This window comes from Bacillus sp. TE8-1, from assembly GCF_008368855.1.
Taxonomy (GTDB): domain Bacteria; phylum Bacillota; class Bacilli; order Bacillales; family Bacillaceae_G; genus Bacillus_A; species Bacillus_A cereus.
Map to the genome: position 1 here is coordinate 1 of NZ_QPET01000043.1, position 22,247 is coordinate 22,247.

Below are 22,247 nucleotides of genomic sequence, written 5' to 3' on the forward strand. Positions count from 1 at the left end.
GTCGTGCTAAAATATAAACATGAACACAAAAAATAAAACGAACAATCAAAAAGAAAAGTCATTTATCGAAAAAGCCCGGAGGGCTCAAATTATGGAATGTGCAATTGAAACACTTGCTGAAGTAGGTTATGTAAAAGCCTCTTTAGGACAAATCGCTAAACGTGCAAAAATAAGTAAGGGGGTTATTTCTTATTACTTTACAAACAAAGAGGAACTTCTAGAGCAAGTTATAATCGATTATTATATAGCCTGTCAGTCCTTTAGTTGTCCGCAAATTGAAGCTCAAACGACCCCAGAAGGAATGCTCCAAACATATATTGAATCGAATCTGAAATTTATAGATAAACATCGAAAGCATGTATTTGCTGTTATAGAAATTGTTTCAAATGAAAGAACAGATGAAGGAAAACTTCGGTTTGCAGCAGACCATGATGAAACTATTTTTCTTCCCATTAAAAATATTCTACGTTTAGGGATGCAAGAGGGGGTGTTTCGAGAATTTTCCGAAACGGCCTTAAGGGTGATGGCGTTAACAATCAGGCATGCCATAGACGGATTTAGCCTCGAGCTAATGAGGAACCCCGATCTAAACGTTAAAGATTACACAAAAGAACTTATTACAATCTTTGAGCGGACAACTCAAAAGTAACATATCACCCTGATGAGGGGGGAAGGTCATGATATTTTATGAGGTTATTTGTTTTTGTTGTAAAAGTGTATTTCGAGTAAATGAAGGAACTGAAAAATATAAGCAGTTCAAGGAAAATCCAAAAGGGAAATATTGCTGTGACGAATGCAGTCATAAAATAAGACTTGAAGCAATTAAAAATTTTTTTAGATAGGGTCACTATCTACTTTTTATTTTTGCTAGTTTATAATGTCTAACATCATTCATCTTAAAATGATTAAATTTTTTATAAATATTGTTTATATATTCATAAAGGAAAACTCCATTTTAATCAATCTTTTGACAAAATGGAGTTTTTTATTTGTTGTTAAATAAGGATCGAAGGATATTTTTTAATCAATCTTTATTTTAAAGCTATACCGAATCCTTAAGTTGATGGATGTGTGGCTGTACCCCTATTAAGCGGCGAGTCATAGTCGATAGTGAACTTCTGTCATATTTATAAAGAACAACAAAAATTGAGTGGGATACGGCTGGATTAATAGCTATGTCATAAAAACCATGACATTTTGACACTACCGTATGTGACAGAAAAACACTTAGTATCAAAGAGCAGTTTTTAACACATTAACAATAAATGAGGAGGGGAGATTTTCATTGTGTATGATAAAAATATAAAGAGGCATGAAAGGGGAAACAGGTATGACCTATTTATGAAAAACAAACCAGTAACAAGAGTGTTTTAAGGAAAAGAAGTAATTTCTAGGATTAACATACATGTGGAAAAAGAGGAATTTACCGTTTGTTACGACACAATAGCGTTTGTGAGAATAATACTGAGTATGATAATTGCAAATCCATTTTTATCCATTTGTCTTTGGTTAAGATGAAAGCTGTGTGACTAGTATAAAACAACAAATAACTACCGATAAAATATGAATAGAGGAGAGGAATATCTTTATGAAAAAACATTGTAAGATTACATCTACAGGTTTAGTCCTTTTAATGACTGGAAGTTCTTTGTTATACACAACACCAAGCTCAATTGTAAAGGCAGAGTCTGATCAAAATGTATCTAGTTCGTTACAAACAAATACTCAAAGAGATCGTACTTCCGTCAAGAAAGCAATGCGGGATACACTACAACTTGGATACCCAGGGATACTCGCCAAAGTTTCAAAGGATAGAAAAACATGGAGTTATGCTGCTGGGGTAGCGGATCTAATCACCAAGAAACCAATGAAAACAGATTTTCACTTTCGTATTGCCAGCGTGACGAAGACGTTCACCGCAACGGTTGTACTTCAATTAGCTGCAGAGAACCGCCTGAATCTAGACGACTCCATCGAAAAATGGTTGCCTGGTGTCATTCAAGGAAACGGATATGATGCTAAACAGATTACTATCCGGCAGATATTGAACCATACAAGTGGTATCGCCGAATACTCAAGGTCAAAAGAAGCTGATTTTTCTAATAATACAAAAAAATCATTTACTGCTGAAGAACTAGTGAAGATTGGACTTTCACTGCCCCCAGACTTTGCCCCAGGAAAGGGCTGGTTATATTCAAACACAGGATACGTATTACTTGGTATCCTTATTGAAAAAGTAACCGGAAACAGTTATTCGGAAGAGATTGAAAATCGGATTATTGAACCACTTGAATTGTCGAATACATTTCTACCTGGCAATTCAAGCGTTATTCCAGGCACCAAGCATGCCCGTGGATATTTACAACCAGACGGAGCAAGTGAGCTAAAAGACGTTACTTATTATAACCCAAGTATAGGTAGCTCGGCTGGAGATATGATTTCTACTGCTGACGACTTAAACAAATTCTTCTCTTCCTTGCTCGGTGGCAAATTACTGAAGGAACAGCAACTAAAACAAATGCTTACTACAGTTCCTACAGGATTTGCTGAAATCGGCAGATATGGTCTTGGAATCTATGAAACTAAGCTTCCAAACGGTGTCTCAATATGGGGACACTCAGGTGGCATTCCAGGGTTTAGTACTTTTGCTGGAGGCACACTTGGAGGCAAGCATACATTGGCCGTCAATTTGAACAGCCTTAAAGCTGATAGTACCGATCCTTTTAAAAATATTTTACTTGCTGAATTTAGCAAGTAGGCAAAAAGGAAAACCGGATAAATTTTGTCATAGTTTTTATAGTTAAAAATAAACCTTTCTGGTTCAAAAAAACTTATTCTAAAAAAATTTTTGGGGATTTTGGAATTACGGAGGCAAGCCAATGTTATTAAGCTAATAAAACAAAATACCCTCTAAAATAAAAAAATACGCTATTCTTTCTGTAGAATCATAGAAAAGGATGACGTATTTTTAAACCTGGGGTTAAAGAAAGTTCTTAAGTTGATGGGTATGGGGTACCGCCACATGCCCATCAAGCTAACTAGATAAATTACTAGGTACGAATTGATTCTTGTTTCAAAACTAGCAAGTAATAAAAAAGTAGGCATGCTAAAGAAGCCTATTAAAACGAGATTTTTTCGCTAGGCAGCTTGTCTATGTTTCACTGTCGTCTTATACACAATCCCTAGAATATCAAAGACGGTCATCTTTTTATACCGATGACATTTACGACCATTCTTTTTGAGCAATTGATAAAGGCAATGGAGAATTTTTAAAAGTTCTTCTGTGCCAACGGCTATCGCTTGAAACAGTAATGGAAAGTAATCTTTAATCATATATATGGCTTTATATTCACTCAGCTCCTGCTTTTTCTTTTTAAGCAGAAACTGACGCATTTGAAACATCGTAGAAGAACAGAGGAGAATACCAATGAGTTGTCCATAAAAATGACACTCTAGGCGTTCTCTCTTTATATTTTGACATTCATCAATTTCAAAGAATGATTTCCACGTTTTAAACAAAATTTCAATCTGCCAACGAAGTGAATATAATGAATGCACGTAGTCTGTCGGTACTTCTTCTAGCGACGTATTCGTGATATATACATTCATGCCCATTAAACGTTTACTTTTATCCTTCATGACAATGCCTTTCTTCTTTTCACGTATTGCTTGGTTTTTCAGACGTGTTTGTTTTTGATCATCGGTTAAACGATGGATAATGACACGTGCCGGAAGTTTCTGATTTTGGCCAATGTATGCCTCAGGGATTTCCATCGTTTCACCAGGGATTAGACCAGATAGTATTTGTGTCATATCAATCTGGATGTATTCTGTTTGCTTTTTTAACGTACCATTGTTGAAGTATTCTGGTTCAGGATTTTTGGTATATATGCGTGTATTCAACTTCAACCGCGAGATATAGTAAGCCTCTTTATCATGAATGGATTGTAAGTCTCCTAAATCGAAGTAACCAAGATCACGTAAACACAAATCGCCTGCATCTATGGTTTTAAGACAGAATGTACCATATGTTTTATCATTATTTTTCCCTGGTCCAAGCTGCACGTTAAGGAATTGACCACTAAGTAAATCATATTCTAATTGGATTTTTACGCCTGCCTTATTACTACTCCCACCTGACCCTTGATAGTCAGTGGCGAATTGATTAGGCAGTTGAAACACAGTTGCATCTAGAATACGGATACGATTGAAAGTAGAGATTATATATGCAGAAAGTGAGTGACTTGAACAGAGTTTTTGTGTGAGAAGAGAAGTAAAAACTTCTCGAAGAAATACGACAGCTGCTGGATTAAAACGCTGATTAAGTCCTTCAGGACTTATTAGTGTAGCTGTATTTGCATAAAGTTGACTACATAATTGAGTGAGAGAATCACTTGCTATATGTTGATTGATCCAAATACATAAAGCAGTCAAATCTCGTGCGCCATACTTGCTTTTACGTTTTACAAATCCGGTCTTCTGTGCGAGTTGTTGAAGGACATGTGGAGATAGGTATCGCTTTAGTTCTTTAGCGAATAAATAAAATTCATCTTGAATCGATAGATTCATACAAAAACGCCATCCTTTCTGTATATTTCTACAAAAAGAATAGCGTTTTTTTGATTATATGGATACAAATTTATCTTAGCTTAATAGCGATGTGACGGTACCTTATTTTAGGGAAATTGACAATGGAAAGAGACACGAATATAATAATCGTAGCAACTATAGTCATGTCTATTATAAAGGGGGCCGACCATGGAATTAGAAAAATATATGGGTGTTAATGTACAGCGTGCGGCTCTTAAGCTGAATAACTATTATCAAAAAGTGGTGAATCCTTTTGATATTACGGTGGATCAGTGGGAAATATTGGTCGTTCTTTGGGAAAAAGAAGGGATTACCCAAAAAGAGCTTGCTGAAAGACTGCACAAGGATCAGACAAATGTTGCACGAATGCTTTTCAAACTGGAGAAGAAGGAATTTATTTATCGTGTAGTCCATGAAACTGATCGAAGGTCTTTACGTGTATATTTGACTCCTAAAGGTCGCGAAAGTAAAGATGAAATCCTTTCTCCATCCATAGAGGCGTATAAGAACACCATCAAGGGTTTGTCTGAAGAGGAAGTAGAAACATTTAGAAGAATTCTTTCTGTAATGTATAACAATGTAAAGGATTTATAATCAGGAAGAAGAGTAGATGAATGTATTTCAATCTTAAAAGAAGGGATTCAGGTACTGGAGCGTACACCACAAACATTGGATTATTTTTTATCCGGTTTATCCGGGAGTTGCAATGAAGGTGAAGAAACCTGGAATGTCCATGAAGTGATTGAGCATCTCATTGAGGGAGAGAAAAATAATTGGATACTGCGATTAGAATTTATTTTTAAGGTAGATAAAAGTAAAGCGTTTCCCTCATTTGAATGTTTTTCTCACTCTGATTAAAAGTCAGAAAAAACAATGTATTTTAAATTAATCGAATTCAAAGGTTGACATTATGATTTCGGTGTCGTTTCATTAAGGGAATCACTATCTACGTGTGCTGTGGAGTAAATATTTCGGTGTTTTAAAAGAAGCTTAATAGAATCGATGAGTCGGACTAGTAATTGTTTATAGATGGGATATATAGTTGCTACAACTATTATAATCATGACTACTATTTTTGTATTTTTTTACAGAAAATATATTAACAGATTAAATACTTGTCGTGTCAAGTATTGCTACAACAACAATAATGAGGAGGATACAGGATGGATATATTAGATAAAAGTATCGGGATTTTTGACTCTAAGTATAGAGCTCTGACCATAGGAATCATACTTGCTGTGACTACCGTGGCATTTGAAGGACTGGCGATTACCACTATTGCTCCAAATTTAGCCCAAAATTTGCATGCCCTTCATTTGTATGGCTGGATATTCAGTTCTTTTCTTTTAGCACAAATCGTCGGAACTATGATTATAGGTCAGCAAATTAACAAAAACGGCGTTTTGACATCGTTTGTAGCTTCAATCCTATTTTTCGTGATTGGCATTGTTATTGCGGCCACCTCCTTGAACATGATTATGCTAATCGTAGGGAGAGTGTTTCAGGGTTTTGGCGCAGGAGCAATCATTACGTGCGTATACTATAGCATTACTTTAGGCTATCCCGATAAGCTGAGAACGAAAATACTTGCCGTATTTTCAAGTGCTTATATTTTACCTGCCTTAATTGGACCCTATATCGCTGGACTTTTAGCTGAGCTTTTCTCCTGGAGAGTTGTTTTTTGGATGGTGCTTCCTTTCATTGGTTTGGCTGTAGTGCTGACGCTTCCAGCTTATCGTAAATTTTCGGTGAAGGAAAAAGAAGCTTCTAAAAATATCCGGAAAGAAGGATATGCGGTGGTGCTGGCCATTGGAACGGGCTTGTTGATGATGGGCCTTGGTTCTATAACCGATTGGAAGGGTATGGTACTTTCGGCGGTGGGGGTGCTTTTCATGATCCAACCTTTGCGAAAGTTGCTGCCCGGGGGTACTTTTAGTGCAAGGAAAGGTTTGCCTGCGACTATTGCGTCAAGAGGTTTGTTTGTCGCTTGTTATACTGCTACCGAAAGTTATGTTGTCCTAGCATTGACAGAAGTGAAAAAAATGCCTGCAGATCTGGCTGGGTTAATTGTGGCGGCGGGTGCATTAAGTTGGTCGATGGCAGCTTGGATCCAGTCAAAGTTTGATGCCAAAGACCACGGGACAGGTCGAAACAAACGGGTAACGGCTGGTATTTGTTTTATGGTCATTGGTGTTACCGCTGTTATGCTAGCTGTAGGTCTGCCAGGAGGGGGAATCATATTTGCAGTGATTTCACAAATTTTCATCGGATTTGGTATAGGGTTAGCACATCCAACCACCGGAGCTATTGCGTTGCAGCATGCGAATGCAGGTGAAGAAGGGGAGATATCTGCCAGCCTTCAATTTACAGATGCATTTAGTCCGGGTTTAAGTATAGGAATCGGCGGTGCTTTCATTACCGTTAGTCAATCGCTAAATTTTGGATTGTTAACGGGAATTCTATTGGCTTTATCTCTTCAATTGTTTTTCGTCATTCTGAGTTTGTCGATATCCTTTCGTATAAAACAGACAAAATTAGCCACTGAGGACAACTTATCCATACCGAAATGATGTTCAATGAGCCCAGAAATGCATAATATTAAGGTTAAATGCTTCGGCTAAGATGCTTTAAAAAATAGACTTGAAGTTTAAAAAGTCAATTCAGTTTCTAATAATTCTAATGGGTTAGGACTGGGATACCATCATATACACATCCAGCTAAGGTTTTGAAATATCCCCAAAAAGAAAATTTTATATCTCTACAGTTATTTATAGGAATTCAGCTTATTTTTTCTTTTTGGGGAAAATGTATTTCCTAGCTTGATGGAGATGGGGTATCACCAACCAAAAGCGAATTTCGTACGCTAAGGAATCATTGGCTCTATTGTTATAAAATTTAAAACTGTTTTAATTGATTAAGTGATTGTAAAGTAAATAATGAGTACTTGTCCAATAATTATATTAAAGTCTTATCTTGATAAATGTGCGGCAAGATCTCTAAATAAAATAGATTGGAGATTTTTATGATGAATTTTGAAAAAGTTATTTTAGATAAGGACAATAATGAAATGGTAAACATGGCATATTCAATTTATCATTCTAATCCTGAATATTTTCAAATAGTGTCAGGAAAAACACCTACAAGAGAAGACTTGATAAAAGATATAGAACAAACTCCCCCTAACATAAATTCAAACCAAAAAAAGTATTGTTTATTATTTGTAAATGAAACACCAATAGGAATTTTAGATTATGCAGAAAATTATCCTGATAAGGGCATCTTCTATATTGGTTTATTTATGATTGACGGAGCAATGCACAAAAAAAAATACGGCAGGAAACTATATCATTGGATAGAGACAATTATTAAAGAAAATGGTTATCAAAAAATTCGTCTTGGAGTAATACATAATAACTATAAAGCTCTAATGTTTTGGACTTCAATGGGATTTGAAAATATTAAAATTGTAGAAACCTCTAACCGATCTGATTCAAATTGGATAGTAAAAGTCATGGAGAAAAAATTGGGATAGCATACACAGATTAATCTTTTTATATTTTAAGGGGTACCGGCACATCGCTATCAAGCTAAGATTTTAAAGTATCCCCTAAATGGAAATTTTGTGTTTTTCTAGCACTGAAGTTTGTTTTTATCATTTTTGAGGTAACTTGTTTTCTTAAGTTGATGGGCATGGGGTACCGCCAGCATTTCGGAAAAAAAACGGTAAGCAAAAACCATATAATAAGCTGCCCATATGGACAGCTTATTTACATAATTATCGTTATTGGAAGTTGTTATTCATATTGGTTGTTCTCTATATATGTTTTAATACGAGTACAAAGTTCAATAACGGCATTGTTGTCACCCATAGGAGCATCTTCCCAATCGTAAACTTCCATTGGTCCCCAATATTCTTTTGGTGTATTAGGATAACGAGCTACTAGGTGCATATGAAGGTGTGGAACCGAATTCCCCGAAACAAATGAATAGATATGTTCAGCACGCTCTGACTCCTTTAGAGCTTTGCTGACTCTAGCCATAATAACTCCTAATGCTTTTGCTTCTTCCACTGTCATTTCGGCAAGTGTCGGAGCGTGTCTCTTTAAGTCAATCATTATATGACCTAAATAATTTGGTTGACCTTTTCTATCAATGTGACCCACATAAACATATTTGTTTTCATAAATCATAACTCCAGAAGTTTCGATATTTCCAGCGTGTTTATTGCAAATAAAACAGTCTTTCACAGGAATTCTCCCCCTCTTATAAGTGTGTATACAATTATAATACAAAAGATTTAGTTTTTTCATTATTCTGAAAATAAAATTCATTACAGGAAGACAAATGAATAAGCCATACATACCTAATTAACATAACGCATTATTATTGGTAGCAAGGAAAAAGGGGAATCCTTAATCTCAGAAAGACTCCCCTTTTTTATTTTCTATAAAGCTATTCATCTTTTTATACATTCCTATTATGGCACGGTTTTAGGTTTCTCGTTTGTTACTGGATTACTCGAAAAATTGTATAAAATTTTGCATACTCTTAGCGTGGTTTTTTCCGAAATACTAGCGGTCCCCCTAGTAAGGCTGCATTCTAGATTTTGAATTAACCTATAGCAAAATTATGATTTAAAAATTATTCTTGCATTTGAGTAAATAGAGAACACTGAAGGTAACGAAGAACAGCATAAATATAAGCGTATAAGTTATAAAGAGCGCCAAGAGCATTTAAAAGCTCAACAAAATAACAAGAACAACAATACACAATCACTACTTAATAAAAATGAGGAACCAAAAACCAAGGCATCAAATGTTATGAGTAAAAGCCTGGATGATATATTTGGTAATATCGAAAGCTAACTCTTTAATATTCAAATCCTACATCTCGATTAACTTATATAATTTTTAGAAGACCCATCTACCTAAAATATGATAAAATAAAATCAATGATTATGTAAAAAATATACACAAATAGAAATTAATAGAATAGAGGTTGATAAATATAAAAAAATCTAATAATTTATTGCACTGTACCCTAATGTTTATAGGCGTAGTTTTCCTTTTGAGATTTTTTGAATACTTGTTTAATATTACAATATATACTCAAATGAATGATTCTTTTATAATAACCCTGATTTTTTTGATAATGTTTTTTCTCCCTACAAAAGTAAGACAGTATATGCTAAAAAAAATTCATTGGTCATTTTTTACTGACCTTAAAAATTACTTATATGTATTTGGGGGATATATCATTGTATTTGTTTTATCACAGTTAGGGAGTTTGATCTCTATAATAGATCAAACAATAGATTCCGAAACAATACAGATTACATCCATGTCACACATAGCAGTATTTATTTTAGGGGTGGCTATTATGACACCCTTTTGGGAAGAAATGTTTTTTAAAAGAATCGTATTAGATACATTAGATTGTTACATACCATTTTGGCTTAGTGTCTGCATAGTATCCATTATTTTTGCATCATTACATAGCATCCCAATGGAATATCGTATTTTCCCATTTATCTTGAGTGTTGTAACTAGCTTTATATATAAAAAAACAAATTCATTATTAGCACCCTTTTTTATCCACTGTCTATGGAACTTAACCAGTATTATTTGAAAGAGCCCTTTTTACAAAGGGCTCTCTTTTAAACTGGTACTCTATCAAGAGTAGTAATTCTCTTATTCACTGTTTCGTTAGAAATAAGCTGTCCAATTGGATTATATGTTTTAACTCTTATACGATAATCTTTTACTACAGTATAATCTTTGAATTGACGACTTGATGAATACACTTTAGAGCCTCCAATTTTAATTGTAGCTCCTTTATACGAAAATGATATCTCTCCTGTAACTGATGAAGTACTACTTAATGTAACAGTTCCCTTATACGTTCTAGAAACTAAGGATTGAGAAACAATACTACTTTTATACTGATTACAAGTAGCACATAAAGGTTTTGGATCTTGGATACCGAAATTTGCTGGATTTAATACAGCATTTTCATCTAAAATTTCAATGTCATATGAGTTTTGAGGTTTTGTTTCAGCTGAAGCAGAGGGAGTAAACCCTACTAAAATAGGTATTGCCAATAATGAAGCTGATAGACTCGTTATTACGCTTTTCTTTAACAAATAAATCATCCTCCTTTATTATTATTCAACCAAAAATAACATATTTATATCAAAAATGGAATATTTTGTAAAAATTTTATATATAAAGATCGAAAGGCAAATATTGGGATACCAAGGATTATTACTGTTTTTTATTTCTCCACTTAATGTAACTGTAACTTGTATTATAGATTTAATAATATTTCTGCTAACAATTTTTCTATTAAACTCAAACTAATTTTATACTTGCAAAAATCACGCGATACCATTATATTTGTATTATTAACTATATAAATAAATTATAATTTACGTGAAGGACACACCTTACGTACCATCCCAACGGTACAGGTGTGTCCTTTTTTACGTTCTAGGAGGAAAATATAATGGCAGAAGATAAGACAAACACTCAAACTGTAGAAGAACTTGGAATGGCTTTTGAAACAGAGAATCCACAAGGTGACACGTTGTTAGAAACAAACTTTAATCAATTTGAGCGAGTACGTGATCATGAACTAGAGGAATTAGCCCGTATGAAACGTGAGCGTACTGTAGGAAAAGGCTTGATTACAGTCGTATCTGAAAAGCTATTTCCAACTAAAAACGGAAAGTCTGAGCGTATACAAGTACTTACAATGCAAATTGGTACTCATACAACAGCATATTGTCCCATTACAGAGGCAGGTATAAATGTTCCTAAAAATCCTCAATGGCTAGTTGGTAGAACAAAGCCTTTAATCATTGAACACTTCCAGAAAACGGAGGAAGGCAACTTTGCTGTTGTATCTATCACAGCAGGGGAATTGGCACTTCAAAAAAGATTATATGAAGAAGTGACAGCGCAAGAGGGCAACAAGGTATACACAGGAACCGTTTCAGGACATATCCCATCTGCACAAACTGTTTTAGTTGAAGTGCATGGTGTAACAATAGGTGTAAGGTATTCACACTGGTCCTATACATTCGTTCGTCCGGAGGATATTGTCATTGGTGATGTTGTAGAACTTATCATCGATAAAGTAGGGGAAAAGAATGGCCGTTATGAATTTAGAGGAAATAAAAAGAAACTAGAAACAGATCCAATTGAAAAGTTGTTAGAACTAAAGAAACGCCATGACCGATTTGTAGGTAAAATCGTAGGGGTAGACGCTATTGCGGGTATTTTCGTAGAGGTTGCACCAGGAATTCAGTTTAAAGGACTTAAGAGCCGTAATCTTGCCAATCCAACTGTAGAAGATGCGAAAAATCAAACGATTGTTACATGTGAGCTGCTTAATATTGATGCCAAAAATAGAAAAGGTACAGTGCGTATCCTAAATTATCCGCAGGGACAAAGTAAAAAAACTAATTCGTCAATTTTCCAATTTTAATGGATGACTATGCGTACAATAGAGAAACAATTGCCTACTTATGTCCCTTCTATTCCTCATTTATCAAGTGAGGATGTACAGGGACTTAAAATATATCGAATACATGAACTGGATAAAACCTATGTATTCCATTCTTTTGACGAATTGGTTAAGTTTAAGCAGCGTTTAACAGAAGAACAGTATACCGTACTTGCTTTCATCGGTGTTCATACATCCGTTCGATTTAATCATTTATTATATTTATTTAAGGATAAATATTCACGTAAGAAAATAAATGATGCACTTCAAGGATTACTTTACTACCGTTTAATTGAAAAATGGCAGGTGGAGAGTTTTGATATGGAGATCTTTGAAGAAACGTATACGTTATCCGATAATGGTTATAAACTCTTAAAATACTGGCAAGGAAATATGTTCTTCTTTGCTCCAGAGCGAATTGATAATCATGGTAAATATGTTCACCTACGTTATTGGCATGATATAGACCTAGTTTGCCACCTGCGTTATGCTCCATCCTTTTTAGGGCATATTATGCACCCATCTATTAGTAAAGGGGTTTTTACCCCTCCTTTAAGTTTTGCTGTGCAAGGCGGAGTAGATCATAAATTTAATTTCGTTGTATACTCCACCCTATTAACAGATAAAAAGGATCGCTTAAAACGAATTATTTCTCGCTGGAAAGATTTCGTAGAATCAGGAAAAGATGTTATTATGCAAGATTTAGGAAACAATCCTACCGTCTTAGTTATATATGTTTCTACTGAAAACCAAGCAAAGCAAATTAATAATGAACTATTACTCGACCTGCTCCCTGGTAAAGTATTGCTATGTATAGGAGAAACCTTACATATACAAGGATTACAACATGCATTTTACCAGCCCCTTGCAGAAGGGGAGATTAAACAATTAAATACAAAGCTATTCGCAACAAACTAAACCACCCTTACAAGCTATTGATTTATTTTAAAGGGTGGCTTGTTTGTTATATAAAAAGCGTGGATGTGCAGAAATAATAAAGTTGTTTCTGTAGTGTTTAAAAATCCTTATTCCACGAACGGAGCAGGTTAGTGGAAGCAATAGTAATTAGGTTTGACTGGGGAAATTGTCGATGATATTAAAAAAGACACCGAAGTGTCTTATGTTTTTCAAATTAAGCATACCGTTAAATTGAAATTTAATTACTTAATAATATGCTTATCTTGGGAGCGAGGTATTTTATCGGTGAGTGTATACAAGCCATGTAATGTTTGCTGTTAATAATGCTGACGAAATCAAAGCTGTAAGAACACTATATGGTTGCCAAATAAGTATCGTTGACCAATCGAAAGCACAGCACAGTATACCCAGGGCAATGGTAGCGATCAGGAAAATAACTGTTACGATTATTTTCTTTTTTGTCATTGGCTGCCGCGCATACGTTTTTCTTCTGCGTAATCCTAAGAGAAATAGTAAAACGGCCAATAGGCAAAAAAGAATTGTAATAGACGACAAAATAATATCCAAAAGCTGTGTGCCGCTTATTTCATATGACTGAGTTAGATTGCCGTCTAATATATCTTTAACTTTTAGTACCAGGTTTATATTGGTATTTGCGCCGTTGCTCAGTAAGCAGACAGCTGTTCGTTCATTTAGCATTATGACTACTTCGGTTCTGAAATTTGGATTGCCCCCAGTGTGTTCTATAATCGTTTGGTCGGCGTTTACCGACCATCCTGCCGCATAATACATATCGTTGACAGCCGAAACAGACATATCACCCCTATGTGATTTTTCGATAACCGGGTGAAATATTTTGGGTATGTCCTGCACGATCCCCATCTGTATGCCCATCCAACGCGCCATATCTTTTGTATTAGAAATGATGTAGCCTGCAGGTTTATTCCCAGCATAATCCGGAGCTTTAAATGGAGTTGTCATAAAAAAGGAAGAACGATAGCCCTGTGCAAACTGTCCAGTGTCTTGAGCATCTTCTTTATAAACATGCGTCTGGTGGAGACCTAACGGCTGAAATACCTGTTCCCTCATAAAGTCTTCATAACTTTGTCGCGACACAATCTCAATAACTAAACCCAATACGTCATAATTAACAGTTCCATAGTTATACTGTTCACCGGGAGGGAACACCAATTCAGCATCCACGAGCATTTCCACAGTCTTTTGCAACATATCCGGTGTATTGCCTTGTGGAATATTTTGAGTATGCTTAATATTTGTTAGACCACTGGTATGGTAAAGAAAGTTATTTAGTGTAAGGCTTTGCATATCAACAGGTTTCCCTTGATATTTTAACGTAAACCAAGGTAAATATTTTTGGACAGGGTCAGTCATTGAGAGCAGCCCTTGTTCTTCCAAAAGCAGAATACCCATACCGGTAAAAGCTTTACTGACCGAGGCTAACTCGTAGAGTGTATTTTCACTTGCAAACAACTCCTTTTCACGGTCTGCATACCCTGAAGAAAAGTAAAACACTTCATCATCAGCAAGTATTGAGATTGACATTCCTGGCACACCTGATATACGACAGACATCATCTAGCAACGCTTGTATTGCCGCAGATTTCGAATCTGACAACGCATAACTTTGTGTTGCGAATCCTGAGAATAATATAAATATCGTTAATACAAAAACAATAATCTTTTTCATAAATTCTCCTTTTTGAAAAATTTTAAGAGAATAATATAAATAACTTACTTTTACAACTACTAAATTAATTTTTAATTTATCTTTCTATTCACCCATATAATATCAAGTAATTGTAAAGAGTTACACATAAACGAAAAGATACGTTAATTCAATAAAAAGTAAACAACTTTATTATTCATTTTTTAAGTATTATATAAACAGATGGATGTAATTTGAAACCACTTGAAAGAGCCTTGCTACATCAAATGTAGTAAGGCTCTTAGCTTTTATTAATCACAATTTAAAAACTTTATTATCATTATACAGTGGAATATTTAAAAATAATTTAAGAAAACTAATTATCCTGTATCTGCCCCTATACAAATTACGGATTTTACGAAATAATATTCTTTGACACCTTTATACAGAAAAACAATATATAAAAATATAGCTATTTGTGTAAAGGAATATATTTGAAAGGGGTAACACATTGCTACGTATACAACGAGGGTACATGTATGATCCAAATGATAATGAGGTCATTGTGAACGAAATTTTCTACAACGCTGCATCGGAACAAAAACTAGGAAGTAAAATGGGCGTTTTTACTGCAGACAAGCTACCTACTTCTATTTTTGAAAAGATCCAAGAAAACGCAAGTATGTCTTATATGGAAAGTATGGAAGTAAAAGAAGAAACTATTCAAGATATTTTTTATTATTTAGAGCAAAATCAAAAGCCAGAAAAACTTTATTTTGAAATGCAGTACATGGACTAATAGCAAGAACTGAAAATAAGAGGGGATTTTCAGCAGAGGAAAAAAGGGAGCTATTATTAATACATATAACAACTGCATAGAAGGTCCCTTCTTATCTTCATCCTATTAAAAACAATTGAATATCATATAAAAATAGATTAATATAAACGTATATTTATTGTTTAATTGATTCCGTTTATTCCCACACCTTATTGTGTTGTGGTTGAGTTGTAGAAGCAAGTTGTGTCTTGTTTCAATTGTGAAAGGGCTTCTTTGAGCCGATTAGTGTATATATAGCTTATTTTGCTATGCACATTTTTAATCGACTTAAAGAAGCCCTTTTTGTGTTGTCTTTAAGTTAGGAACTATATGTATTAGACCATTTGGGATAAAAGAATAATTAGAGGAATTTAAGCACATTTTCAAGGTGCTTTTTTCTATATTGAAGGGGGAATTACAAATGAATTTTTTTCAGGTTAGTTATGGATTAAATCTTGCTATAAAAATTATTGCAGCAAATAGTCCATATGAAGCAGTAGGATTTTATTTAATGGAAGCGCAAAGTGAATATGGTGAAGTGGAGTACGTTAATATTCAACTATTAGGTTTGCGTGAGCGGGTAAAGGTAGATTATGGGCATATGGCAATCTATGAAACCGTAGAGGGAATTTATCATCGTCAAAAAATAGTATATTTTCCTTGTGTTATAGCAAATTTACTACCATAAATTTAATAAAGTAGGTGTATATTATGGATGTTGAAAAAAATTTAAAAGAGATTTTATATTGTAAACAACTTATGAGGGATATGTTCTCTTTATCAATTGAGGGAATTAAATATATAGGTAAAGGGACAGTTTATATGTATTTTGCAGTAGTTTCAGAGCATGAACCGAATCTTTTCTATCGTATAGATAAAGATCTTGATACATTCAGGTTTGAAAAAGGCTCCTGGGTCTACGCTATTACACTGTAAAAAAGCGAATTTAGAGAATATCGAATATTAAAAGCGGTATGAAATTACAACCAAATCCAGGACCTTATCATATCCTAAATTTTGTTAAGAATTTCTGAACTCTCCACTTTTAAGAACAATTCATAAAAGAGACATAGTACAGTAAAGATAGAATGGAATGAAGTTATAGAAAATATGAGATTTATATATACGTAAAGAACTTGTTGCAATGCTAAAAGCACAAGGAATTAGAAAATGTAAACCTGAGAGGAGTACTACAATATGATTACAGTTAACCGAGGATATATGTATGATCCAGATGATAATGAGGTCTTAATTACCGAAATTTATTATGAAGCTGCTACAGATACTAAATTAGGAAGTAAAATGGATAGCTTATCTTACTCAGCCATTCCTAATGAGATTAAAGAAAAAATAGAAGCAGCTACTTCATTATCCTATGTGGAAAGCGTTGAGATGTCTCAGCAATTAGCTGTCGTATATCAAAATGAAATTAACATGTATGGAAAACCAGAAAAATTATACTTTGAGTTAACTAGTATATAAGAGGGAAAAAAGACATTGGACGTATTTGTTCAATGTCTTTTTTATTAATTTATAGAGGAGAATAAAAAATGAATAATGTAATTGAAATAGAAACAAGTCTTTGGACAATTTGTGTAGGGGATATTTTTAGCAATGGTCGTATGCCGTACCATCTAAAAGTGTGTAGAGATAATAAAGTTGTTTAATTTATAATAAAGTCCTTTAAAAAATAATTAAGTTGTTTACTTCTTTTAGGATTAACGAAGTAGTTTAATGGAAGAAGAATTTATAGTAAGTGTTATAATAATCAATAACTTAAACAAAGGGGGAAGCATTTTTGCACAAACTCAATGCATTAATACCAGAGCTATCAGTTTCAGATATAGAGCAAAGTTTAAAATTGAATATCAAAGACCAGAGGATAAGTTTGCTTTACTGTCTTTAAATGACTGCCAGATTATGATTGAAGAAGTAAATGGTCATTGGAGTACTGGGGAGTTATCTTATCCCTACGGAAGAGGAATTAATTTTCAAATTATCATAAATGATATTGATCCACTATATAATAGTTTGAAAAAGAACGAGTATCCAATTAAATTTGGTATTCAAGAGAATTGGTATAGAGCTGATACTAAATTAAAGGGGCAAAAAGAATTTTTAATTATGGACCCTGATGGTTATCTATTAAGATTTGTTCAAAATTTAGGTGAAAAAGATGTTGAGGCAGATTAAGATATGTAAAATAGGATGAAAATTTAGTAAATGGAGCAAGCTACTTTTTTCAATAAGAGGCATTAGTTGAAGAAGAATTAACCAACTTTATTATTTTTATAAATTACAGGCTACAACAATTAAATTTAATTTTAAATAACTTTAAAACCACCTACAAGTTAATTTAGTAGGTGGTTATTACATTTCTTAGACTTAAAATTAAACAACTTTATTGTCACTGGACACATTGTTAGATCGATTGCATAATTCGTGCGAGTTCTTTTTCTAAAGCAGCGGGCTCGTTTGCATAATTGTAAATCCCTAAAAACTTCTCTATAGCCTCTGGATGGGAACTGATTAGCTTATTGACAGCATCCTGTTGTTCAGATATGCGTTCATTCTTCGAAATTTGGCATCCCATGTGAAACCGAACCATAAACTCATCTTCTATTGCCTTTTGATATTCTTCAGACATTTGATTTGATTGATCGGATTGTGCCTTATATTTTGATAGAATATTGGATAATATACGTGCTCCATATATAGCATCATGGATACCCTGCACCATGCCAGGATCTTTAAAACAAACTGCATCTCCAACCAACGCCCATCCTTTTCCCATTCCTTTATACCAGTAATTATCATATCCGAGAATGCCTTTGACCGGTTCTACTAGTTCTGCATTTTTCAAGCGCTCCCCAATTGTTGTATTTGGAAAGTTTTCTGTAAAGAAATTGAGTAGACAGCTTTCCGGATTTAATTTTAACTGTTCTATCAATTCCTTATTTTCTAATGGAAAAATGCCGACAATTACATATAAATCATCATTCGTCGGAAAGAGAATGGCTGTATTATCTTTTATCTTGTATACTTCAAATTTAGGGACATTATCGTGGCGAAATCCAGAGAAATACCCGAAATAGATGCCGACTGTTGCCGGAATACTTATTTTGAGTTCACTTTTTACCAGCTTGCGAATAATAGAGGATCGGCCGTCTGCCCCGACTACCAGGCGAGCTAAAAATTCTTGTTTCTCGTTGTCGCCGTCTAAACCTTTCACGCCTATCACTGTTTCGTCATCACGGATGACATCCGTCACACGAAATCCTTCTAAAACAGTTACATTCATTTGGGATTTGGCTTGTTCAAGTAGAATATGATCGAGATAAGTTCTTCTAATACAATAACAACTTTCCTCTCCGTAAACCTCAGGCATGAGACCTTCTATCACGGTATCCTCAAATTGAAATTTAATATCCCGTACCGGCGGTGCTTTTGTTTCCAATAACTTGTCCATGACACCGATTTCTCGAAGAAGAGCGACAGTATTATTGAAAAAGGTATGGGTTGATAATGTGTCTCTTGGAAAATTCGCTCGGTCCACTAACAACACATGGAAACCTGCCTTAGCAAGATAAATTGCCAGGGTAGAGCCGGCACATCTAGCACCGGTAATAATGACATCATACGTCTTATTCATCGTATCACTCCATTTTCAAGTACAATTATTAACTTGCTTATCCATTAGTAGAGTTCTAAAGTTAATGCCCCTACGAGTTAAAGTAATGGGGAAAATTGATAAGAATGCACTACATACATAAATTATGGAAGCTAAAACGAAATAAGTACAGTAAAAATTGGACATATAACTTACAATTTATATACATTTATATAATCATAATGAAGCAAAAGACGCATTATGTATATAAATAATAAAGTTCTTTAAAACATAATAAAGTCGTTTAATTTACAGAAGTAATTAAACGACTTTATTGTCAGGTATTATTGCATAAAATAATCAGGAGACATATTATAAGTGTTATTCAACTTATCCCAGAAGGAATTATCAGGACGTTTTATACCCCTTTCATACATTCCTATCAGAGTAGGGTTATAGTTTAGTTCGTTCGAAAATTGAGGTATTGTTAATGATTTACTTTGTCTAAATTCTCTTAGTTTCCAACTTTTAATTGATTTCAAAATTTTTAACACTCCTTTTATTACGGTTTATTTTTAGTATCTCATAAGTTAATGATATATTGTAAAGATTTAACATAGTATTTTAAACAACTTTATTTTCACTTGAGTAACATTATATGGTGTAGAAATGCTGGTTTATCCAGTGGAAATTAAATATCTATATTATCACTGGACAAAAAGTTGTAAAAATTGAAGTAGAAGATTTGACGAAACCAGACGATGCGAAGATATATAGTATACCTGTTCATCCTAAAAATCATAGAAGACGTATGAAAATAATGGATGTATCAGAACATATTTCTTATCGAGCTTGGTATTATAATGAATTTTGGAGCAAATAATATACCTTGGATGAAAGAGTGATACGGTTGTTTCACTCTTTTTTACTTGCATTAAAAATAAAGATAGTTTAATATACAGATATATTTATTGTTTAATTGATTTCGTTTATTCCCACACCTTATTGTGTTGTGGTTGAGTTGTAGAAGCAAGTTGCGTCTTGTTTCATTTATGAAAGGGCTTCTTTGAGCCGATTAGTGTATTTATAGCTTATTTTGCTATGCACATTTTTAATCGACTTGAAGAAGCCCTTTTTGTTTTGTCTTCAAGTTTGGAGTTATTGTATAGCCAGCACTTTAGGCAATTATTTTATTAATTAGGGGGAAACATCATGAATTTAATCACGAAAAAATCACAAAGGAAATCACAAAATGATGCTCATTTACATGACATTATTGAAGAAATTAAAGAACTAGCTAATCCTTTATGGATCAGTTCTGTATCAATGTTGCAAGCGCACAATCAAAACTTCAATACGAAAGCTACGACATTTAAGGATATTACCATTTCTGATTTAAGAGATTTGAAAGTAAGTTTAAGTCTCATTTATGCAACAAGGAATATCAGTTGTAAAAGTATAGAGGATTTGAATAAGCGTCTATCCATTCAATCAGGAAAAGATATTACTTCCTATGAGGATTGGCTGCTTCATGAAAACAGAGGAATTATATATGAAATGATTGATGAATTTCGAAAGAAAGAGTGGAAACACCCAGATTCGAAATAACAAGTAATACAGGAGGATTATTATGACGAATATAATGGAAAGTTTACAAGCTGAATTTCGGTTCGAGCAATTAGGTTGGAAAATTACACATACATTTGAAAGCCAAGGTCGTTTTTTTGCGTATGTAGCTCCATTTGTTGACGCACGCGCCATTCAGGAGCGATTTGATGAAGTCTTTGGTATTGATAAATGGCAAGTGTCGTATGAAAAATGGGGTGAGAAGGCAACAAAATGCACCCTATCAGTGTTTTTGAACGAACGTTGGATATCAAAAGAGGATGGCAGTGAAGAATCTGATTACAATGCTGTAAAAGGTGGATTTTCCAATAGCTTAAAAAGGGCCGCAGTCCTTTGGGGCGTGGGAAGATATTTATATAATATAAAACCACATAAAGTAGAGCTTACTACACAGGGTAAGGGGAAAAATGATATCTATGTTTCTTATCAAAGGAAAGGATATTATTTTACACCACCTACTATGTTACAGCAAAAACATAAACAAGGAAGTTCAAAGAAGGAACCATCGAATGGCCAAGTAAGTCTAGGTGTACTAATTCAAAACATACAAGAGCTTGCAAAACCATTAAGTATTACATCCAAGGAAATTCTACTTGCCTATAATCACAATTATAATGCGCAAGCGAGAACATTTGAGGATACGACGATTGGTGGTTTAGAAGGAATTCTAACTAGTTTACAGTTGATTCACGAAGCGAAGAATATTCGTCCTGGAAATGAGAAACAGCTTAACCGGTGGTTATCAGCTCTTATTCCTGGTGATGTTACATCCTTTAGAGAATGGTTACTTCATGATCATACAGAAGCCATTCATCAACTCATAGAACAGTTAAAAAAACAACAAAGCGCGTAAAGCTTTGTTTTATAGCAGGGAAACGAATGAACAGGATATGAGGTCTGTTCTTTTTTTATTACTTTTTTGGAGGGGTTTATTATGAAATTTACTATTAACCGTACATTATTTATCGAAAAATTAGAGAAAGCTAGTGCTACTGTAGACGTTAAAAACCCAATGCCGGCATTACAAGGGGTTTTATTAGATTGTAATTCAAAGGGAATGATTTTAATGGGTTCAGACGGTACAGAAACAGTAACATTAGTAACTCGCTTTAATGTAAACAGTGGGGATTGTACTGAACCGGGGAAGGTGCTTTTTCAGCTGCTCCGGTACTTAAAACGATTAAGAAATTCAAAAGTGAATTCATCGGTCTTGAACATAAAAATAATGAGCTAAAAATCGTAGAAAGTAAGAAGAAACAATTTAGCTTTTGTACCATGGATCATGAAGAATATCCTAAAATTAAAATTGAAGCAGGGGAAGATTGGATTTCACTTTCACAAGAACAATTTGTATCGATGGCCAACGGAACATTACATGCTATTCCCGCAATGGATACACGTAAGATCCTAACAGGTGTGAACTTAAAATCAGTTGATGATAAGTTCTTTAGTATAGCAACTGATGCTCACCGTTTAGCCCGTTTACATTTTGATTGTACGTAGATCACTATCGCA

Annotated in this window: 24 protein-coding genes; 18 read left to right on the forward strand and 6 right to left on the reverse strand. The window is 34.1% G+C overall.

All coding sequences use genetic code 11. From position 1 onward, the window contains the following. Nucleotides 1-19: 19 nt before the first annotated feature. The 3 genes from DN404_RS28965 to DN404_RS28975 all read left to right on the forward strand — a co-directional run bounded on the left by DN404_RS28965 (nt 20) and on the right by DN404_RS28975 (nt 2,758). Nucleotides 20-649 (forward strand): TetR/AcrR family transcriptional regulator, encoded by a 630-nt coding sequence (locus tag DN404_RS28965; protein WP_073540908.1) that lies wholly within the window; start codon nt 20-22, stop codon nt 647-649. Between the two features lie 28 nt (nt 650-677). Further along, nucleotides 678-842 carry a DUF2197 domain-containing protein gene (locus DN404_RS28970; protein ID WP_069355893.1) on the forward strand — a complete coding sequence of 55 codons (165 nt, stop codon included), beginning with the start codon at nt 678-680 and terminating at the stop codon, nt 840-842. A gap of 746 nt (nt 843-1,588) precedes the next feature. Then, nucleotides 1,589-2,758 (forward strand): serine hydrolase domain-containing protein, encoded by a 1,170-nt coding sequence (locus DN404_RS28975; protein WP_149215784.1) that lies wholly within the window; start codon nt 1,589-1,591, stop codon nt 2,756-2,758. A gap of 380 nt (nt 2,759-3,138) precedes the next feature. On the opposite strand, the gene DN404_RS28980 is transcribed toward DN404_RS28975, so the two are convergent. Beyond that, nucleotides 3,139-4,569 carry an IS4 family transposase gene (locus DN404_RS28980; protein WP_149215785.1) on the reverse strand — a complete coding sequence of 477 codons (1,431 nt, stop codon included), beginning with the start codon at nt 4,567-4,569 and terminating at the stop codon, nt 3,139-3,141. Between the two features lie 189 nt (nt 4,570-4,758). Between DN404_RS28980 and DN404_RS28985 the strand changes: the two genes are divergently transcribed. From DN404_RS28985 to DN404_RS28995, 3 genes are all read left to right on the forward strand, one after another. After that, nucleotides 4,759-5,184, forward strand: a complete 426-nt coding sequence (locus DN404_RS28985; RefSeq protein ID WP_000418191.1) for a MarR family winged helix-turn-helix transcriptional regulator — start codon at nt 4,759-4,761, stop codon at nt 5,182-5,184. A 569-nt stretch (nt 5,185-5,753) separates the two neighbouring features. Then, the gene (locus DN404_RS28990) at nt 5,754-7,160 is read left to right on the forward strand and encodes an MFS transporter (RefSeq protein ID WP_149215786.1); all 1,407 of its coding nucleotides are present in this window, start codon (nt 5,754-5,756) and stop codon (nt 7,158-7,160) included. Nucleotides 7,161-7,612: 452 nt separating this feature from the next. Continuing rightward, nucleotides 7,613-8,122 carry a GNAT family N-acetyltransferase gene (locus tag DN404_RS28995; protein ID WP_149215787.1) on the forward strand — a complete coding sequence of 170 codons (510 nt, stop codon included), beginning with the start codon at nt 7,613-7,615 and terminating at the stop codon, nt 8,120-8,122. 262 nt (nt 8,123-8,384) lie between these two features. Here DN404_RS28995 and DN404_RS29000 read toward each other — a convergent pair whose 3' ends face one another. Continuing rightward, nucleotides 8,385-8,837, reverse strand: a complete 453-nt coding sequence (locus DN404_RS29000; RefSeq protein WP_149215788.1) for an HIT family protein — start codon at nt 8,835-8,837, stop codon at nt 8,385-8,387. Nucleotides 8,838-9,930: 1,093 nt separating this feature from the next. Between DN404_RS29000 and DN404_RS31135 the strand changes: the two genes are divergently transcribed. Then, entirely contained in the window at nt 9,931-10,218 is a 288-nt protein-coding gene (locus tag DN404_RS31135; protein ID WP_255258058.1) for a CPBP family intramembrane glutamic endopeptidase, read from the forward strand. 28 nt (nt 10,219-10,246) lie between these two features. Here the strand turns inward: DN404_RS31135 and DN404_RS29010 are convergent, their stop codons facing one another. After that, a complete protein-coding gene (locus DN404_RS29010; protein WP_149215789.1) occupies nt 10,247-10,732 on the reverse strand; it encodes an LMxysn_1693 family intestinal colonization protein in 486 nt (161 codons plus the stop codon). 362 nt (nt 10,733-11,094) lie between these two features. Here DN404_RS29010 and DN404_RS29015 point away from each other — a divergent pair, with 362 nt between their 5' ends. Beyond that, nucleotides 11,095-12,078 (forward strand): RNA-binding protein, encoded by a 984-nt coding sequence (locus tag DN404_RS29015; protein WP_149215790.1) that lies wholly within the window; start codon nt 11,095-11,097, stop codon nt 12,076-12,078. 9 nt (nt 12,079-12,087) lie between these two features. Further along, nucleotides 12,088-13,014, forward strand: coding sequence for a hypothetical protein (locus tag DN404_RS29020; RefSeq protein WP_149215791.1), 927 nt, complete (start codon nt 12,088-12,090; stop codon nt 13,012-13,014). Nucleotides 13,015-13,293: 279 nt separating this feature from the next. Here DN404_RS29020 and DN404_RS29025 read toward each other — a convergent pair whose 3' ends face one another. Continuing rightward, nucleotides 13,294-14,721, reverse strand: coding sequence for a serine hydrolase domain-containing protein (locus tag DN404_RS29025; protein WP_149215792.1), 1,428 nt, complete (start codon nt 14,719-14,721; stop codon nt 13,294-13,296). Between the two features lie 493 nt (nt 14,722-15,214). Between DN404_RS29025 and DN404_RS29030 the strand changes: the two genes are divergently transcribed. From DN404_RS29030 to DN404_RS29050, 5 genes are all read left to right on the forward strand, one after another. Next, complete coding sequence (locus DN404_RS29030; RefSeq protein ID WP_149215799.1) at nt 15,215-15,478, forward strand: hypothetical protein; 264 nt, start codon at nt 15,215-15,217, stop codon at nt 15,476-15,478. A 439-nt stretch (nt 15,479-15,917) separates the two neighbouring features. Then, nucleotides 15,918-16,184, forward strand: coding sequence for a hypothetical protein (locus DN404_RS29035; protein WP_098481788.1), 267 nt, complete (start codon nt 15,918-15,920; stop codon nt 16,182-16,184). Nucleotides 16,185-16,207: 23 nt separating this feature from the next. Further along, on the forward strand, nt 16,208-16,432 hold the full coding sequence (locus tag DN404_RS29040; protein WP_061655371.1) for a hypothetical protein: 225 nt from the start codon (nt 16,208-16,210) through the stop codon (nt 16,430-16,432). Nucleotides 16,433-16,693: 261 nt separating this feature from the next. Then, on the forward strand, nt 16,694-16,978 hold the full coding sequence (locus tag DN404_RS29045) for a hypothetical protein (protein WP_061655370.1): 285 nt from the start codon (nt 16,694-16,696) through the stop codon (nt 16,976-16,978). Nucleotides 16,979-17,230: 252 nt separating this feature from the next. After that, a complete protein-coding gene (locus tag DN404_RS29050) occupies nt 17,231-17,689 on the forward strand; it encodes a bleomycin resistance protein (protein WP_255445505.1) in 459 nt (152 codons plus the stop codon). Nucleotides 17,690-17,918: 229 nt separating this feature from the next. On the opposite strand, the gene DN404_RS29055 is transcribed toward DN404_RS29050, so the two are convergent. Further along, nucleotides 17,919-19,148, reverse strand: a complete 1,230-nt coding sequence (locus DN404_RS29055) for an NAD(P)/FAD-dependent oxidoreductase (protein WP_061655368.1) — start codon at nt 19,146-19,148, stop codon at nt 17,919-17,921. 302 nt (nt 19,149-19,450) lie between these two features. Next, complete coding sequence (locus DN404_RS29060; protein WP_229196313.1) at nt 19,451-19,660, reverse strand: helix-turn-helix domain-containing protein; 210 nt, start codon at nt 19,658-19,660, stop codon at nt 19,451-19,453. A 658-nt stretch (nt 19,661-20,318) separates the two neighbouring features. Between DN404_RS29060 and DN404_RS29065 the strand changes: the two genes are divergently transcribed. From DN404_RS29065 to DN404_RS31145, 4 genes are all read left to right on the forward strand, one after another. Next, nucleotides 20,319-20,714, forward strand: a complete 396-nt coding sequence (locus DN404_RS29065; RefSeq protein WP_149215793.1) for a hypothetical protein — start codon at nt 20,319-20,321, stop codon at nt 20,712-20,714. 22 nt (nt 20,715-20,736) lie between these two features. Further along, entirely contained in the window at nt 20,737-21,585 is an 849-nt protein-coding gene (locus DN404_RS29070) for a Rad52/Rad22 family DNA repair protein (RefSeq protein ID WP_149215794.1), read from the forward strand. Between the two features lie 81 nt (nt 21,586-21,666). Next, nucleotides 21,667-21,966, forward strand: coding sequence for a DNA polymerase III subunit beta (locus DN404_RS31140; RefSeq protein ID WP_255445510.1), 300 nt, complete (start codon nt 21,667-21,669; stop codon nt 21,964-21,966). 41 nt (nt 21,967-22,007) lie between these two features. Beyond that, the gene (locus DN404_RS31145; RefSeq protein WP_255445511.1) at nt 22,008-22,235 is read left to right on the forward strand and encodes a DNA polymerase III subunit beta family protein; all 228 of its coding nucleotides are present in this window, start codon (nt 22,008-22,010) and stop codon (nt 22,233-22,235) included. Nucleotides 22,236-22,247 lie beyond the last annotated feature (12 nt).